11 protein-coding genes, 1 pseudogene and 1 riboswitch are annotated in these 13,779 nt (G+C 72.5%); of the genes and pseudogenes, 7 read left to right on the forward strand and 5 right to left on the reverse strand.

Going from position 1 to position 13,779, the window contains the following annotated elements; genetic code table 11:
• Positions 1-100: 100 nt before the first annotated feature.
• Both CP982_RS05715 and CP982_RS05720 read left to right on the forward strand, forming a co-directional pair.
• Positions 101-677 (forward strand): annotated as a pseudogene (locus CP982_RS05715) (glycoside hydrolase family 65 protein); the annotation flags it as partial.
• Between the two features lie 331 nt (positions 678-1,008).
• Positions 1,009-1,551: an AIM24 family protein gene (locus CP982_RS05720; protein ID WP_268255457.1), complete on the forward strand. Its 543-nt coding sequence runs from the start codon at positions 1,009-1,011 to the stop codon at positions 1,549-1,551.
• Positions 1,552-1,605: 54 nt separating this feature from the next.
• Here CP982_RS05720 and CP982_RS05725 read toward each other — a convergent pair whose 3' ends face one another.
• From CP982_RS05725 to CP982_RS05735, 3 genes are all read right to left on the reverse strand, one after another.
• The gene (locus CP982_RS05725; RefSeq protein ID WP_150509481.1) at positions 1,606-2,856 is read right to left on the reverse strand and encodes an MFS transporter; all 1,251 of its coding nucleotides are present in this window, start codon (positions 2,854-2,856) and stop codon (positions 1,606-1,608) included.
• A 129-nt stretch (positions 2,857-2,985) separates the two neighbouring features.
• A complete protein-coding gene (locus CP982_RS05730; protein WP_150509482.1) occupies positions 2,986-3,375 on the reverse strand; it encodes a cupin domain-containing protein in 390 nt (129 codons plus the stop codon).
• A 56-nt stretch (positions 3,376-3,431) separates the two neighbouring features.
• Positions 3,432-4,328: an alpha/beta hydrolase gene (locus CP982_RS05735; protein WP_150509483.1), complete on the reverse strand. Its 897-nt coding sequence runs from the start codon at positions 4,326-4,328 to the stop codon at positions 3,432-3,434.
• Positions 4,329-4,594: 266 nt separating this feature from the next.
• On the opposite strand from CP982_RS05735, the gene CP982_RS05740 reads away from it, so the two are divergent.
• Positions 4,595-5,023 carry a nuclear transport factor 2 family protein gene (locus CP982_RS05740; protein ID WP_150509484.1) on the forward strand — a complete coding sequence of 143 codons (429 nt, stop codon included), beginning with the start codon at positions 4,595-4,597 and terminating at the stop codon, positions 5,021-5,023.
• 50 nt (positions 5,024-5,073) lie between these two features.
• On the opposite strand, the gene CP982_RS05745 is transcribed toward CP982_RS05740, so the two are convergent.
• Positions 5,074-5,604, reverse strand: a complete 531-nt coding sequence (locus tag CP982_RS05745) for a hypothetical protein (protein WP_150509485.1) — start codon at positions 5,602-5,604, stop codon at positions 5,074-5,076.
• Positions 5,605-5,832: 228 nt separating this feature from the next.
• Here CP982_RS05745 and CP982_RS05750 point away from each other — a divergent pair, with 228 nt between their 5' ends.
• The 4 genes from CP982_RS05750 to CP982_RS05765 all read left to right on the forward strand — a co-directional run bounded on the left by CP982_RS05750 (position 5,833) and on the right by CP982_RS05765 (position 10,816).
• Positions 5,833-7,698, forward strand: a complete 1,866-nt coding sequence (locus CP982_RS05750) for a trypsin-like serine peptidase (protein WP_170316374.1) — start codon at positions 5,833-5,835, stop codon at positions 7,696-7,698.
• 210 nt (positions 7,699-7,908) lie between these two features.
• Positions 7,909-8,418, forward strand: coding sequence for a TetR/AcrR family transcriptional regulator (locus CP982_RS05755; protein WP_308294328.1), 510 nt, complete (start codon positions 7,909-7,911; stop codon positions 8,416-8,418).
• 99 nt (positions 8,419-8,517) lie between these two features.
• Positions 8,518-8,604, forward strand: a riboswitch (ZMP/ZTP riboswitch).
• Between the two features lie 21 nt (positions 8,605-8,625).
• Complete coding sequence (locus CP982_RS05760) at positions 8,626-9,504, forward strand: bifunctional 5,10-methylenetetrahydrofolate dehydrogenase/5,10-methenyltetrahydrofolate cyclohydrolase (protein ID WP_150509488.1); 879 nt, start codon at positions 8,626-8,628, stop codon at positions 9,502-9,504.
• A gap of 133 nt (positions 9,505-9,637) precedes the next feature.
• The gene (locus CP982_RS05765) at positions 9,638-10,816 is read left to right on the forward strand and encodes a chymotrypsin family serine protease (protein WP_150509489.1); all 1,179 of its coding nucleotides are present in this window, start codon (positions 9,638-9,640) and stop codon (positions 10,814-10,816) included.
• 18 nt (positions 10,817-10,834) lie between these two features.
• On the opposite strand, the gene CP982_RS05770 is transcribed toward CP982_RS05765, so the two are convergent.
• On the reverse strand, positions 10,835-13,756 hold the full coding sequence (locus CP982_RS05770) for an FAD-binding and (Fe-S)-binding domain-containing protein (protein ID WP_150509490.1): 2,922 nt from the start codon (positions 13,754-13,756) through the stop codon (positions 10,835-10,837).
• Positions 13,757-13,779 lie beyond the last annotated feature (23 nt).

Below are 13,779 nucleotides of genomic sequence, written 5' to 3' on the forward strand. Positions count from 1 at the left end.
CCGGTCTGCTCTGCCCTGAGACTGTCCCACCGCATCAGGTCGCCCACAACGGACTCCAATCCCCGGTGATCTGCAGAAACCACCTGTGACAGGAGCATCCGGCAATGGCTACTTCGCGACCCGCGGCGCGCACCCCGAGTGCACCGCCGACTCCATCCACTGCCCGGGCACCTACATGGCCGGGTGCTACAACCGCCTCACCTCGACGTGGCCGCACGCCAGGTGGATCACGAGGGCATGGTCAACATCCCCAACTGGCCTCCGCTGCGCATACGGACGGACACCGGAATCTGACTCGCCCCCGACACCCACAAGCTCCATGGCCACCGTCAGCACCTCGACCTGCGCTCCGGCACGCTGGAGCGCACCGCGCGCTACGAGGACGAGGGCGGCCACCGCCTCACCGTGCGACAGCTCCGTGCCGTGCACATGGCCGAGCCCCACCTCGCCCTGCTGCGCACCGAGGTCATGCCCGAGGGCTGGTCCGGCGAGATCGAGGTCGCGACGGCCCTCGACGGAGCCGTGGTCAATGGCGGTGTCGACCGCTACCGTTCGCTCGCCTGCCGCCACTTCGCGCACGTCCACACCGGGTCCTCCCGGACGGCACGAACTGGCTGCGCTGCCGCACCACCACCTCCGACATCCGTGTTGGCCTCGCCGCGCGGACCACCGTCGAGACCTCCCCGCATGCGACTCGCAGCGTGGGCGTACCGGGCAACGTCGGCGCGGCACTGCCCCCATCCGCTCCGCCTTGCAGCGCGAACGCACGCTGGTGCGCATAGGAGGCATAGGCTGGCGACCCTGGCTACGACGAGGGCGCACAGCGACCTGATCCACGAGTCGAAGCTGAACCCTCGCCCTGTAGCGGCCGCCTTGCGATTTTCCATATCGCGTGCACACTCCCACGGGAACTCCCGGGAAGCCCCAGGCAGAGACGGGAGGTCCGCCCTCGCGGACAGAGGCTCCGACCCCTATGGGCGCCCAGGTCAGAGGCCCGGCAGGAGCCAGGTGAGCGGGAACCTCCAGTTCGAGCGCAAGGGCCAGGGCGTGGGCGGCATGCTCAAGCGCGCCGTCACGGGCGAGGGCGTTCCGCTGATGACGGTGCGCGGCCAGGGCGAGGCGTGGTTCGCGCACGAGGCGCACAACTGCTTCCTCGTCGACCTCGAACCGGGGGACGTGCTCACCATCAACGGCCGCAACGTCCTGTGCTTCGACGCGAGCCTGTCGTACGAGATCAAGACCGTGAAGGGCTCGGGCATCTCCGGCGGCGGCCTGTTCAACACCGTGTTCTCCGGTCACGGCAGGATCGGGCTCATGTGCGAGGGCGAACCGCTGGTCATCCCGGTGTCGCCGAAGGAGCCGGTGTACGTCGACACCGACGCGGTGGTCGGCTGGACCGCCAGCCTGGAGACGTCGCTGCACCGTTCCCAGTCCATCGGCTCGATGCTGCGCGGCGGCTCCGGCGAATCGGTGCAGCTGATGCTCCAGGGCGACGGGTTCGTCATCGTGCGCCCGAGCGAGGCCACACCGGCCAAGCCGCAGCAGCACTGAGCCGGGCGGCCGGTCACCCTCCGGGGTGGGGCGACCGGCCGCACGTCGTCCGGTTCAGCGGCAGACCGCGGGCTCGCCGCGGCCGGGCGCGCTCACCGCCGCGGACCCGCTCCGCGCGTGGGCGAGCCGCGTCCGCAGCATCGGCGAGCCGCACAGCGTCAGGAGCAGGGCCAGGGCGCCCGCGACGACCGCCACGCAGACGCCTGCCGTGGCGCCGAGGTGGTCGTAGACGACGCCGGTGACGGCCGCGCCGAGCGCGACGCCGCTCTGGAGACCCGCGATCATCCAGGTCATGGCCTCCGTGAGCTGGTGCTCCGGAGTCGTGCGCTCCACCATGGCCATGATCACGACCATGGTCGGCGCGAAGAAGACCCCGGCGACGAACACCACCACGACCATCCCCCAGACGCCGTCCACCAGGAGGAACGGCAGGGTCGTCAGGGCCGTCCCGGTCACGCCGATCAGGAGCAGGCGTGGCAGCGGCACGTCGATGCGGCGGGCGCCGAAGAGCAGCCCCGAGATGCCGGAGCCGATCGCGTACACGGCGAAGACGAGCCCGGCGAGCGACTTGTTGCCCGCGTCCTCGGCGAACGCGAGGCCCATCGTGTCGACCATGCCGGGGATCGTGCCGCCGCACAGCAGGATGAGCGCGAGGACGAGCACCGGCGGCGAGGACAGGGCCGACCCGCCGTCGCCGTCGGCGGTGCGCGGCTTGACCGGCGGTTCGGTGCTCTTCTGCGGCACGAACAGCGCGACCCCGACGAGCAGGAGCAGCCCCGCCGCCATCGGCGCGGCCTGCGGGAACAGCGCCGTGGAGAGCACCACGGCGAGCGCGGGGCTGATGACGTACGTCAGCTCGTCGACCACGGACTCCATGGAGTACGCGGTGGTCAGCTGCGGCCTGCCCCGGTAGAGCTCGGTCCAGCGGGCCCTGACCATCGCGCTCATGCTCGGCATGAGACCGGAGAGCAGCGCGAAGAGGAACAGCGTCCACCGGGGCGCGTCGGAGGTGGCGCACAGCAGCAGGCCCGCGAGCCCGAGCACGCTGACGCCGGTGGCGACGGGGAGCACCCGGCTCTGGCCGCGCCGGTCCACCGCCTTGGACACCTGGGGCCCGAGGAAGGCCATGGAGAAGGTGAAGGTGCCCGCCACCAGCCCTGCCAGCGCGTACTCGCCCGTCGTTTCGGACAGCATCGCGAGGATGCCCATGTGGGTCAGGGGCAGCGGGAGGCGGGCGACGAGCCCTGCGGAACTGAACGCCTTCGCGCCCGGAGCGGAGAAGATCTCGCGGTATGCGTGTGCCATTGCCTGTCCTGTCGTGGAATCGGCCCTCGGCTCGTGGAGGCACGCGCGACACCCGGCGCCCGCACCCCCACGAACAACAACCGGGACTATCGTTCCACTTTCTATCACGCCCCGCCCGGGGCCCGGCGGCTACGCTTCGGCACGCCGCTCCAGGCGGCTGCCGCGCGGCACGGTGACGGACATGATGTCGCTGGGGCCGTCCAGGGCGATGCGGTGCCAGCGCCCGCGCGGCACGATGACGGCCGCTCCGGCCGCGACCTTCACCTCCGCCCCCTCCCCTCCGGGTTCCTCCGGGCGGAAGCAGAGGCGTATTCCGCCCGCCAGACAGGCCACGACCTCTTCGGCGTCGGGGTGCACTTCCCAGTGGTCACCGTGCACGTCGGCGTCGGTCTCCACATGGAAGGTCATCACCTGCCAGCCACTCCCTGCGGAGTCGAACACCGGCCGCTCGGCGCGCACTTGGCCGCCCTCGTCGAGGTGGATGAAGGAGGCGAAGAGGTCGATCGGGGTGAGAGTCATGCCGGAGTGCCCTTCCTGGGGTTCTGATACACGGGTTCGGTGCGCAGGGGAACGTTTCAATCGGCCAGGCCGCGGCGCAGGGCCGCGCCGAGTTCGGCGTTCTGCCGCCGGGACACGTCGGCGCTCAGGAGGGCCTGCGAGCCGTGGAACGTACCGGCCCACTGGTGCAGTTCGACCGGTACGCCCGCCCTGAGCAGGCGCAGCGCGTACTCGATGCCCTCGTCGCGGTTCGGGCAGAACTCGGCCGTGGCGATGTAGGCGGGCGGAAGCCCGGCCACGTCGTCGGCGCGCGAGGGCGCGGCGTACGGCGTGGCCCGCGCACCGCCGAGGTAGTGCCGCCACGCCTCGGTGACCTTGCCGCGTGTCATCCAGGGCGTGTCCGTGAACTGCCGTGCCGACCAGGTCGCTTGGCGGTCGTCGAGGCCCGGCTGGTTGAGCAGCTGGAAGCGGATCGCCGGGCCCTGCCGGTCGCGCGCCCGCAGCGCCACGGCCGCCGCGAGCCCGGCACCGGCGCTGTGGCCGCCGACCGCGATCCGCCCGGGGTCGACGCCGAGGTCGGCCGCGTGCTCCGCCGCCCAGCTCAGCACCGCGTACGCGTCGTCCAGGGCGGCCGGGTGCGGATGCTCGGGGGCGAGCCGGTAGCCCACCGAGATGACGACCTCACCGGAGCTCTCCGCGATGCGGGAGGCCCACGGGTGCTCGGTGTCCACGTCGCCCATGACCCAGCCGCCGCCGTGCATCCAGACGACGGCGCCCCGTGCGCCGCGCGGGCGGTAGATCCGCACGGGCACCCCGGGATCGCCGGGCACCGTACGGTCCTCGATCTCCATGTCCGAGGTGTCCGGCGCCGGCACGGAGGCGGCAAGGCCCGCGAGGTTCTTGCGGGCGGCGACGGGGTCGGAGAAGTCGGCCCGGGGGATGAGCGGGATGAATGCTTCGAGTTCGGAGTCCATGTCGGCCATCCTCACGGCCGCGCCCGCCCGGGAGCAGCCGCCAACCGTCGCGCAACTCCCCCGTTTCACGCGCCGATCGGCGCCGGGCCCGCCGGACCGGCCCTCGGCCTCGCGCGGTCCGCCCCGGCACCTACGCAGGGCCGGGCTTGACACCCACGGGATTCATTATTCAAGTTTGACTAGTGCTTCTTCACGGTATACCTTTCTCTGCGTGGTCAAGTTTGACTACGTGGATGCGCCAGAGCCTCATCAGCAAGGGAGCCCATATGACTCATCTGCCCGACACCGGATACGCCCCGACCGCCGAGGACCGCGCGAGCCTGGACTCCTGGTTCGCCGAGTACGACGCGGCGAGCGGCAAGCGCGACGTGGAGCGCATGGCGGACATGGCGGTGTTCCCGCTCAACCTGGTGAGCGACGACTCCGCAGGGTCCGGCCGGTCGGCGCAGTGGGACCGGCGGCAGTTCGTCACCACCATGACGCAGGTGATGGGCGACGGCAGCCAGGACATCACCTTCGAGTCCACCCGGACTCCGGTGTTCCTCTCCGCGTCGATGGCCGTGGTCTTCACCGACTCGACGATGACGGCGGACGGCCGCACCCAGCAGCTCCGGTACGCCGACATCCTGCTCAAGCGGGACGGGGCCTGGGCGTTCCAGACCATGATCCAGGGCGGCTGGGGAGACAACCTCTAGCGCGCACGGGGGGGGCCGCGCGGGCCCACCTCGTCGCGTCGCGCGGTCGCCTAGGAACGGCGCCTGCGCAGTACGACGAGAAAGGCGCCGACGGCCACCACGGCGACCGCTCCCCCGGCGACGGCAAGGGTCGTGGTGCCCTTTCCGTCGCCGTCTCCGTCGCTGTCGTCGTCAACTTTGGCTTTGGCTTTGGAGGCGCACTGCGGGCCGTCAATGGGACCGCCCTTTTCGACGGTCACTTCGCCCGCCCGCGTGCTCTCGCCCGGATGCACCGGCTCGGCGAAATGAACGGCATACGTACCCGGCTCGGCGTCACAGCGGATCCGGGCGTGCGCCGCGAACGAAACCTTGCCCGTGGACTTCAGCTCCACCGACTTCTCGAACACCTCGGAACGCACCCTCGCGCCCTCGTCGAGTTCCGGATTCACCAGGGACAGCGCGACGCGCTCCCCAGGTCGCGCGGCACCCGGCTCCACCGTCAACTCGCCACTGCCGCCCGCGTCCGCGGCCGCGCCGGGAACGGCCACCGATGCGGCCGCGAGCAGCAAAGCCCCCACAAAAGTGGCGCGTACACGTGACATAAGATGCAGTCCTCGGGCTCGGATGACCAGGGTCGATTCTGGTGGCGGGATCCGTAATCAGTGATCTTACCGGGGGGATTTGCGAACAGTGCACGGACTGCCGCCGCACGCTCTTCGGCATGCGTTCACGGGCGAACACTGAGTTCTCCACGCTCTGCCTGCCGTGCCCTTCCACGTACTTCCATGTTCCTCCACGTTCTTCCTCCACCACGCAACAGAAGGGGAGCTGTGCGCATTTCCCGTTGGTCCCGGTCCGTCGCCGCGGGGACGGGCGGCGTCGTCATCGCCGCCCTGGCGACCACCGCCTCCGCGCAGGAGTCCATAGCCGGGCCGGGAGGCCCCCGGCCGGGACCGGACGCGACGCCCGGCGGCGTCAGCGCGTCCGCTCCCCCGAGGAGCGGCGCCAGCTGGACGGCCGAGGACGCCGAGGACTTCTGGACCGCCGGGCGCATGGAGTCGGCGACTCCGCCCCCGGCCGCCGAGGCCCCCGCGCCCGGGAGCGCGCAGCCAGGCGCCACCGCGAAGACGAAGACCAGGACGCAGACGACGGCGACGGCCCCGCGGGCACGCGCCGCGGCCGCCACCCCCTCCGCCACGTCCTACAAGGGCGCCAAGACCATCGGCGTCCTGTACTACGTCGACAGCGGCATGACCGCGCACAGTTGCACGGCGAGCGTCGTGCACAGCCCCAAGGGCAATCTGATCCTCACCGCCGGGCACTGCGGCCCCGGCAAGAAGCACGCCTTCGTGCCCCAGTACCGCACCGGCAAGCCCGCGGCCCAGCAGCCGTACGGCATCTGGGCCGTCGACCGGTTCTTCAAGGACCCCCGGCACACCGACACCGGCCCGGGATCCAACCTCGACTTCGGCTTCGCGACGCTCAAGCCCGACAAGAACGGCCGCCCCGTCGAGCGACTCACCGGCGCCAACACCCTGACGCGGACGCCGAACTACCGCGTCCCGGTCACCGTCATCGGCTACCCGAAGGCGAAGTACGACCCCAGGGACCGAGCGATCAAGTGCCGCACGACGACGAGCCGTCTGCCCGGCTACAAGCAGCTCCGCATGAAGTGCGCCGGCTTCCACGGCGGCACCTCCGGCAGCCCGTGGCTGATGAACTTCGACGAGCGGACCCAGCGCGGCCAGGTCGTCGGGAACCTCGGCGGCGCGGGCGGCGGCGGCTCCAGCAGCGACGTCTCGTACGCGCCGTTCTACGACGACCAGGTGTTCAAGCTCTACGACGACGCCGTCGCCGACGTCGCCAAGGTCGAGCGCTCGCCGCTCCCCTACGCGCTCGGCACCGGCGAGACCTGGCAGCACGCCAAGCAGCTGGCCTCCGGCGACTACACCGGTGACGGCAAGGCCGACCTGCTCGCCGTGTGGGCCGGCGGCGAGGTCACCCTGCACACCGGCGACGGCGACGGCGGCTTCAGCGCGCAGCGCCGCCTCAAGGCGCCCAACGGCACCTGGAAGCACGCCGCGGCGATCACCGGCGGCGACTTCGCCGGCACCGGCCGCTCCGACCTGATCGTGCGCTGGTCCGACGGCGAGGTCACGCTGTACCCCGACGTGTCCGCCGCGGGCTTCGGCCGGGAGGTCAGGCTCGCCAAGGCCAAATCCACCTGGAAGCACGCCACCCAGATCACCGCGGGCCGCTTCAGCGGCAACAAGCGCGCCGACGACCTGGTGGTCCGCTGGAGCGACGGCGAACTCACCCTCTACCGCGAGGCCGGCGACGGGTTCAAGAAGGAGACCAGGCTCCAGAAGCCCAACGCCACCTGGAAGCGCGCCGCCCTCCTCGTCGGCGGCGACTTCGCGGGCAGCGACCGCGGGGACGTCCTCGTGCGCTGGTCCGACGGCAAGCTCACCCTCCACCAGGACGTGGGCACCGGCGGCCTGGGCAGGAAGACCCAGCTGCGCGGGGCGAGCGCGCTGTGGAAGCACGCCAAGGTCGCGACGGCGGGCGGGCACACCGCGGGCGGCCGCCCCGACGACATCGTCGTCCGCTGGAGCGGCGGCGAGGTCAGCCTCTACGCCGACACCACGACCCGGCTCGGCACCGAGCGGAACCTGGTACCGCCCCGGACGACCTGACGGGCGTGCGGCACCCGCCGTGCGCCGACCGGGTAACGTCGGCGGGAACGGCGCGCGTACGCGGCAGGAGAGGTACGCGCGCACGAACGCGGGAGAACGACCCTGAACGAGCCGACCACCGGGCCGATCACGGGACCGGCCACCGGACCGACCACCGAGCCCGTCACCGACGGCCGCCGCGCCAAGGGCGAGCGGCGGCGCCGGGCACTCATCGAGGCCACCGTGCGCGTCATCGCGCGCGACGGCGCCGCCGGGGTCACCCACCGCACGGTGGCCCGGGAGGCGGAGCTGCCCACCACCGCCACGACGTACTACTTCAGCAGCATCGACGCCCTCCTCACGGCGGCGCTCACCCAGTGCATGGAGGAGGACTCCGCGCGCATCGAGGCGCTCGTGGCGGCGCCCGGCGGCGACAAGCGCCGGGCGCTCGCGGAGCTCATGGCGGAGATCCTCAGCCCGCCCGGCCATCTGCTCGCCGAGTTCGAGCTGTGCCTGCTCGCGGTGCGCCGCCCGGAGCAGCGGGCCGCGACCCGCCGCTGGCAGGAGGCGCTCGCCGCCTTCGCCCGCCAGTTCACCGACGAGCCGCTGCGCGTGAAGCTCTTCGCCCAGTCCTACGACGGGCTGCTGCTCCAGGGCCTCCTCGCGGACAAGCCCCCGACGGCCGACGAGTTCGAGGAACTCCTGCGGGAGCTCCTGCCGGACCCCGGTGGGGCCGCGTAAACGTCCCCCGCCGGTGGGCGGAACGCCGCCGATCACCAGGTCGTGCGCGGTCGCGGCCCCCCGCGCCGTCAAGCACCGACACGCCCTCGACTACAGTGGGCCCCGGGCCGTGACTGGCGCTGAGGTGGAGCACCACCGGGGAGCGGCCTGACGCAGATGTCGATGCCGTGCGCCTGGGCGACTGGTCAACCACGCCTGGAGGCGGCCATGTCCCCGACCACTTCGACGGTTCCTGCCCAGCTCATGGACGGCACCGCACTCGCCCGCCGCGTGGGCGAGGAGACCGCGGCCCGCGCCGCGGAGCTCACCCGGCGCACGGGCGCCGCGCCCTGTCTGGCCACGGTGCTCGTGGGCGAGGACCCCGCTTCGGTCACCTACGTCCGCATGAAGCGGAACCGCTGCGCCAAGGCGGGCATCGTCTCGCGCCACGTCGCGCTGCCCGCCGCGACCACGACCGAGGAGCTCGTCGCCACCCTCGGCGCCCTCTCCGAGGACCCGACCGTGCACGGCATCCTGCTGCAGCACCCCGTCGGGGAGCACATCGACGAGCGCGCCGCGTTCGAGGCGATCGCGCCGCACAAGGACGTCGACGGCGTCACGCTCAGCTCGTTCGCCGCGATGAGCTTCGGGCGGCCCGGCTTCGTGTCCTGCACCCCGGGCGGGATCATGCGGCTGCTCGACGCGTACGACGTCGACCTCGCCGGGAAGCGGGCCGTCGTGGTGGGCCGCAGCGCGATCCTCGGCAAGCCCGTGGGGATGCTGCTGCTCGCCCGGGACGCGACCGTCACCTACTGCCACTCGCGCACCGCCGACCTCTCCGCGCACCTGCGCGAGGCCGACGTCGTCGTGGCGGCCGTGGGCCGACCCGAGCTGATCCGCGGCGAGGACATCAAGCCGGGCGCGGTCGTCATCGACGCCGGGTACAACCCGGGCAACGTCGGCGACGTCGACTTCGACGGCGCCCTGAGCCGGGCCCGCCTCATCACGCCGGTGCCGGGCGGCGTCGGCCCCATGACGATCGCGGTCCTGCTCGAGCAGACGGTGGCCGCCGCGGAGCGGCAGCTGGAGGCGCGCGCCGCCCGGTGACGAGGGCCGCCCGCCGCGCCCGTACCACCATCCGGTGCTTTCCACGGGTGTTGACCCGCTGTTGACCAACTCCCCCTACGTTCCTGCCTGTTGCGGCGACACCCCCGTCGCCGCACGGTCACCAGGGGGTTCGATGCGTCGTCACAAGGCTCTCCTCGCCACGGGCGCGGCGGTGTTCGGCACGGCGATACTCGGCGCGGCGGGGCAGGGCGCGAGCGCCGACCAGCCGGACCGGGAGACGGTGTCGGTCGGGCGGCTCGCGGGCAAGGACGCCGCGCGCAGGATGGCGGAGCAGCGGCCGCTCGTCGCCGCGGCCGGCGTCATCCGATGGGCGCAGGAACGCGGCCGGTACGCGGGGTTCACCGGCATCGCCCTGGAGCGGAACCGGGTCGCCCTGTACTGGAAGGGCGAGCTGCCCGCGCCGGTGCGGAAGGCCCTCGCCAAGGCGCGCGGCACGGCGCAGGTGCGGGTCGTCTCGGCCCCGTACTCGCTCAAGGAGCTGAAGTCCGCGTCGGCGCGGCTCCAGGAGCGGCTGCGGGCCGACCCCTCGCTCGGCCACACCGTGAAGATCCCGGCGGACGGCAGCGGGCTCGTCGTCGCCGCGGACCCGGGCCGCAGGGCGGCGGCCGCCGCCGGGCGCCGGGCCGCCGCCCTCCAGGAGGACCTGGGCGTGCCGGTGCGTACCGTCCGTGAAGGGAGGATGAAGGAGCGCAGCCGCGACGACGACTCCCAGCCGTGGTCGGGCGGCGCGCTCATCAAGACCGACGGTGTGCCCTGCTCGTCCGGGTTCGGCGTGCGCGACGGGTCGGGCACGCAGTACGTCCTCGGCGCGGCGCACTGCGGCCGGCCCGGCGGCCGGGTCACGAACGGGGCCGACCAGTACATCGGCACGGTCGGACCGCGCCACCAGGCCCACGACGTCATGCTGATCCCGACCTCCGACGTGGACGACTTCCTGTACACGGGCGGACGGGGCGACGAGCGGGGCGTGCGGGTCGAGGGCTGGGACTGGGTGTACACCGGCGAGTACCTGTGCCAGTCCGGGGTCACCAGCGCCGCGGCGACGGGCGGGCCCGTCTGCGATCTGAAGGTGAAGTTCTTCTACAACGACTCCGAGGACCTGGTGGAGGCCGAGCAGATGAACGGCCGGGAGGCGGCGCGGGGAGGTGACAGCGGCGGTCCCGTGTACGCGGCCGCCGCGGGCGGGGGCGCCGTCGCCAAGGGCACGGTGACCCGCTCGCTCGGCTCCGGCCTCGGCTTCCAGGACTTCGGCACGGCCTGGCGCGACTTCGGGGTGTGGATCGACAAGTAGGCGCGGGGGCGAGGGCGTTCACAGCGCCTCGCGCAGCAGCTGCACCGGATGCCACGCGGTGCGCTCCGTGCCGTGGAAGATCTGCTGACGGCACGAGGCGCCCGTGGCGACCACGACGGTGTCGGCGGACGCGGCCCGCACGGCGGGGAAGAGACGGTCGGCTCCGACGGTCATCGAGAGGTCGTAGTGCTCGGACTCGAAGCCGAAGGAGCCGGCCATGCCGCAGCAGCCCGCGTCCAGTTCGGTGACCTCCACTCCGGGGATGCGGCGCAGCAGGGCCACGGTCGCGGCGGTGCCGACCTCCGCCTTCTGGTGGCAGTGCCCGTGGTAGAGGAGGGTGCGCCCGCTGAGCCAGGAGTCGGGGCGCAGCGTGAGGCGGCCGTCGTCGATGGCGTCGCCGAGCAGCTCCTCGATCTGCTTCACCCGTGCCGTGACCGCCTCGCGGGCCGAGTCGCGGGGCAGCAGCGCGCGGTGCTCGTCGCGCAGGGTCATCAGGCAGGAGGGTTCGCAGCCGGTGATGGGGGCGTCGGCGGGGGTGGTCTCGGTGAGGCGGTGGACGAGCTGGAAGGCCTTGTCGCTCGCGTCGTCCAGGAGGCCCTTGGACAGGCTGGCCCGGCCGCAGCAGCCGCCGCTCTCCAAGTGCACGTTCCACCCGGCGTGTTCGAGGAGTTCCACGGCCGCCCGGCCGATCTCCGGCTCGGTGTACGTGGTGAAGGAGTCGGCGAGCAGCACGACCGTGCCCTGGGTGGTCGTCGCGACGGGGGTGTGACGACCGAACCAGCGCACCAGGTTGCGGCGGGCGTAGCGCGGCAGCGGGCGGTGGCGGGTGATGCCGAGGGTCCGGTCCAGGAGGCGGCGCAGGAGCGGGAGGCGGCCGGGCAGGTTGGAGAGCGGGGCGGTGGCCGAGCCGACGCGGTTGAGCGTGCGGATCGAGCCGAAGATCCGGGAGCGCAGCGGAATCCCGTGCTCGTCGTGGTGGTGGGCGAGGGCCTCCGCCTTCAGTGAGGCCATGTCCACGCCGAGCGGGCACTCGCTCTTGCAGGCCTTGCACATCAGGCACAGGTCGAGGACCTCGTGCAGCCGCTCGTCGCCGAGCGCGGCGTGCGGGTCGGGCGCCGACAGGGCCTGGACGAGGGCGCCGGCGCGGCCCCGGGTGGAGTCCTCCTCGTTGCGCGTGGCCATGTAGGAGGGGCACATGGCGCCGGTGCCCGACTTGCGGCACAGGCCGATGTTCATGCAGCGGTCGGCGGCCGCGCGCATCCCGCCCGCCACCTCGAAGTCGAGCCGGGTGCGCAGGCCCGGCGCGGGCGGAAGGGCCGCGTCGCGCAGGTGCTCGGTCATGGCGGGGGCGTCCACGATCTTGCCGGGGTTGAGCCGGTTGTCCGGGTCGAAGAGGCCCTTGACCTGGCGCATCGCCTCGTACAGCGCGTCGCCGAACAGCTCGCGGTTGAACTCGCTGCGGGCCAGGCCGTCGCCGTGCTCGCTGGAGTTGACGCCGCCGTACTCGGTGACCAGGTCCTTGATCTCCTCGGCGACCTCGCGCATCGTGCGGCGCTGCTCGGGGTCGGTGACGTCGAGGAACGGGCGGATGTGCAGACAGCCCACCGAGCAGTGGCCGTAGAAGCCCGCGGTGAGCCCGTGGCGGTCGAGGACCTTCTTCAGACGGGCGGTGTACGCGGGCAGGTGGACGGGGTCGACGGCGGTGTCCTCGATGAACGCCAGGGGCCGCTTGGTGCCCTCGCTCGCGGCCATGAGCAGCCCGAGGCTCGACTTGCGGACCTTCATCAGGGCGGTCCGGTCGGCGGGGGTGACGGCCCGGAGGGTGTGGTAGCCGTGGCCGTGGCGCTTCCACAGGGCCGTCAACCGGTCCAGGCTGCCGCGGAGTTCACGCTCGTCGTCGCCGGTGAAGGAGACGAACAGGAGCGCGTCCGGGTCGCCTTCGAGGACCGCGGACAGGGAGGCGTACTCGATCTTCTGCCGGGACAGGTCGAGGATCGTGCGGTCCATCAGCTCCACGGCCGCCGGGTCGCAGGCGAGCGCGTCCTGGGTGGCCTCGATGGCCCCGGCGACCGAGGTGAAGTGGCCGACGGCGAAGACCGTGTGCGCCGGTTTCGGTACCAGGTCCACGAGCGCCCTGGTGGTGACGGCCAGGGTGCCTTCGGAGCCGACGACGAACTTCGCCAGGTCGAAGGGGGTGTCCTCACGGGCGAGCCGGTCGAGGCGGTAGCCGCCCGCGCGCCGCCAGTGCTGCGGGAAGCCGTCGGCTATGGCGTCGGTGTGGGCGGCGATGAGCGCGGGCAGCTCGCGGTGGACGCGGCCGTCCAGGGTGTCGAGCCCGGCGCGGCTCGCGTGCTCCTGGGCGGTGAGCGGCGCCAGGTGCGCGCGCGTCGCGTCGGAGAGCACCACGTCCAGGGCGCGCACGTGGTCGATGGTCATGCCGTAGCGCAGCGAGCCGCTGCCCGCGGAGTTGTTGCCGATCATGCCGCCGACGGTGGCGCGGTTGCTGGTGGAGGTGTCGGGGCCGAACATCAGGCCGTGCGGCGCGGCGGCGCGGTTCAACTGGTCCTGGACGACGCCGGGTTCGACCAGGGCGGTACGGCCCTCCGGTTCGAGGGCGACGATGCGGCGCATGTGGCGGGAGAGGTCGAGGATGATGCCGGGGCCCGTGGTCTGCCCGGCGAGGCTCGTCCCGGCGCCGCGCGGGACGACGGACACGCCGTGCTCGACGGCCGCGGCGACGGCCGCCGCGACGTCGTCGGCGTGGCGGGGGAAGACGACGCCGAGCGGGGTGATGGCGTACATGCTGGCGTCGCGGGCGAACAGATGGCGGCTCACGGCGTCGAAGGCGACTTCGCCGTCGAGGTCGGCGCGCAACCGCCGGGCGAGTTCGCCGCCGAGCTCGTCACGCTCGGCCTCCGTGCTCTCGGTGCTGGATGTCATACGTCACGCTCCGGGGGCGAAGG

Origin of the sequence: Streptomyces spectabilis (assembly GCF_008704795.1) — a bacterium.
Taxonomy (GTDB): domain Bacteria; phylum Actinomycetota; class Actinomycetes; order Streptomycetales; family Streptomycetaceae; genus Streptomyces; species Streptomyces spectabilis.

Coding starts and splice junctions, on each gene's coding strand:
- CP982_RS05725 (WP_150509481.1), bottom strand. CDS start 2,856: ATGGCACACGCATACCGCGAGATCTTCTCCGCTCCGGGCGCGAAGGCG.
- CP982_RS05730 (WP_150509482.1), bottom strand. CDS start 3,375: ATGACTCTCACCCCGATCGACCTCTTCGCCTCCTTCATCCACCTCGAC.
- CP982_RS05735 (WP_150509483.1), bottom strand. CDS start 4,328: ATGGACTCCGAACTCGAAGCATTCATCCCGCTCATCCCCCGGGCCGAC.
- CP982_RS05740 (WP_150509484.1), top strand. CDS start 4,595: ATGACTCATCTGCCCGACACCGGATACGCCCCGACCGCCGAGGACCGC.
- CP982_RS05745 (WP_150509485.1), bottom strand. CDS start 5,604: ATGTCACGTGTACGCGCCACTTTTGTGGGGGCTTTGCTGCTCGCGGCC.
- CP982_RS05760 (WP_150509488.1), top strand. CDS start 8,626: ATGTCCCCGACCACTTCGACGGTTCCTGCCCAGCTCATGGACGGCACC.
- CP982_RS05765 (WP_150509489.1), top strand. CDS start 9,638: ATGCGTCGTCACAAGGCTCTCCTCGCCACGGGCGCGGCGGTGTTCGGC.
- CP982_RS05770 (WP_150509490.1), bottom strand. CDS start 13,756: ATGACATCCAGCACCGAGAGCACGGAGGCCGAGCGTGACGAGCTCGGC.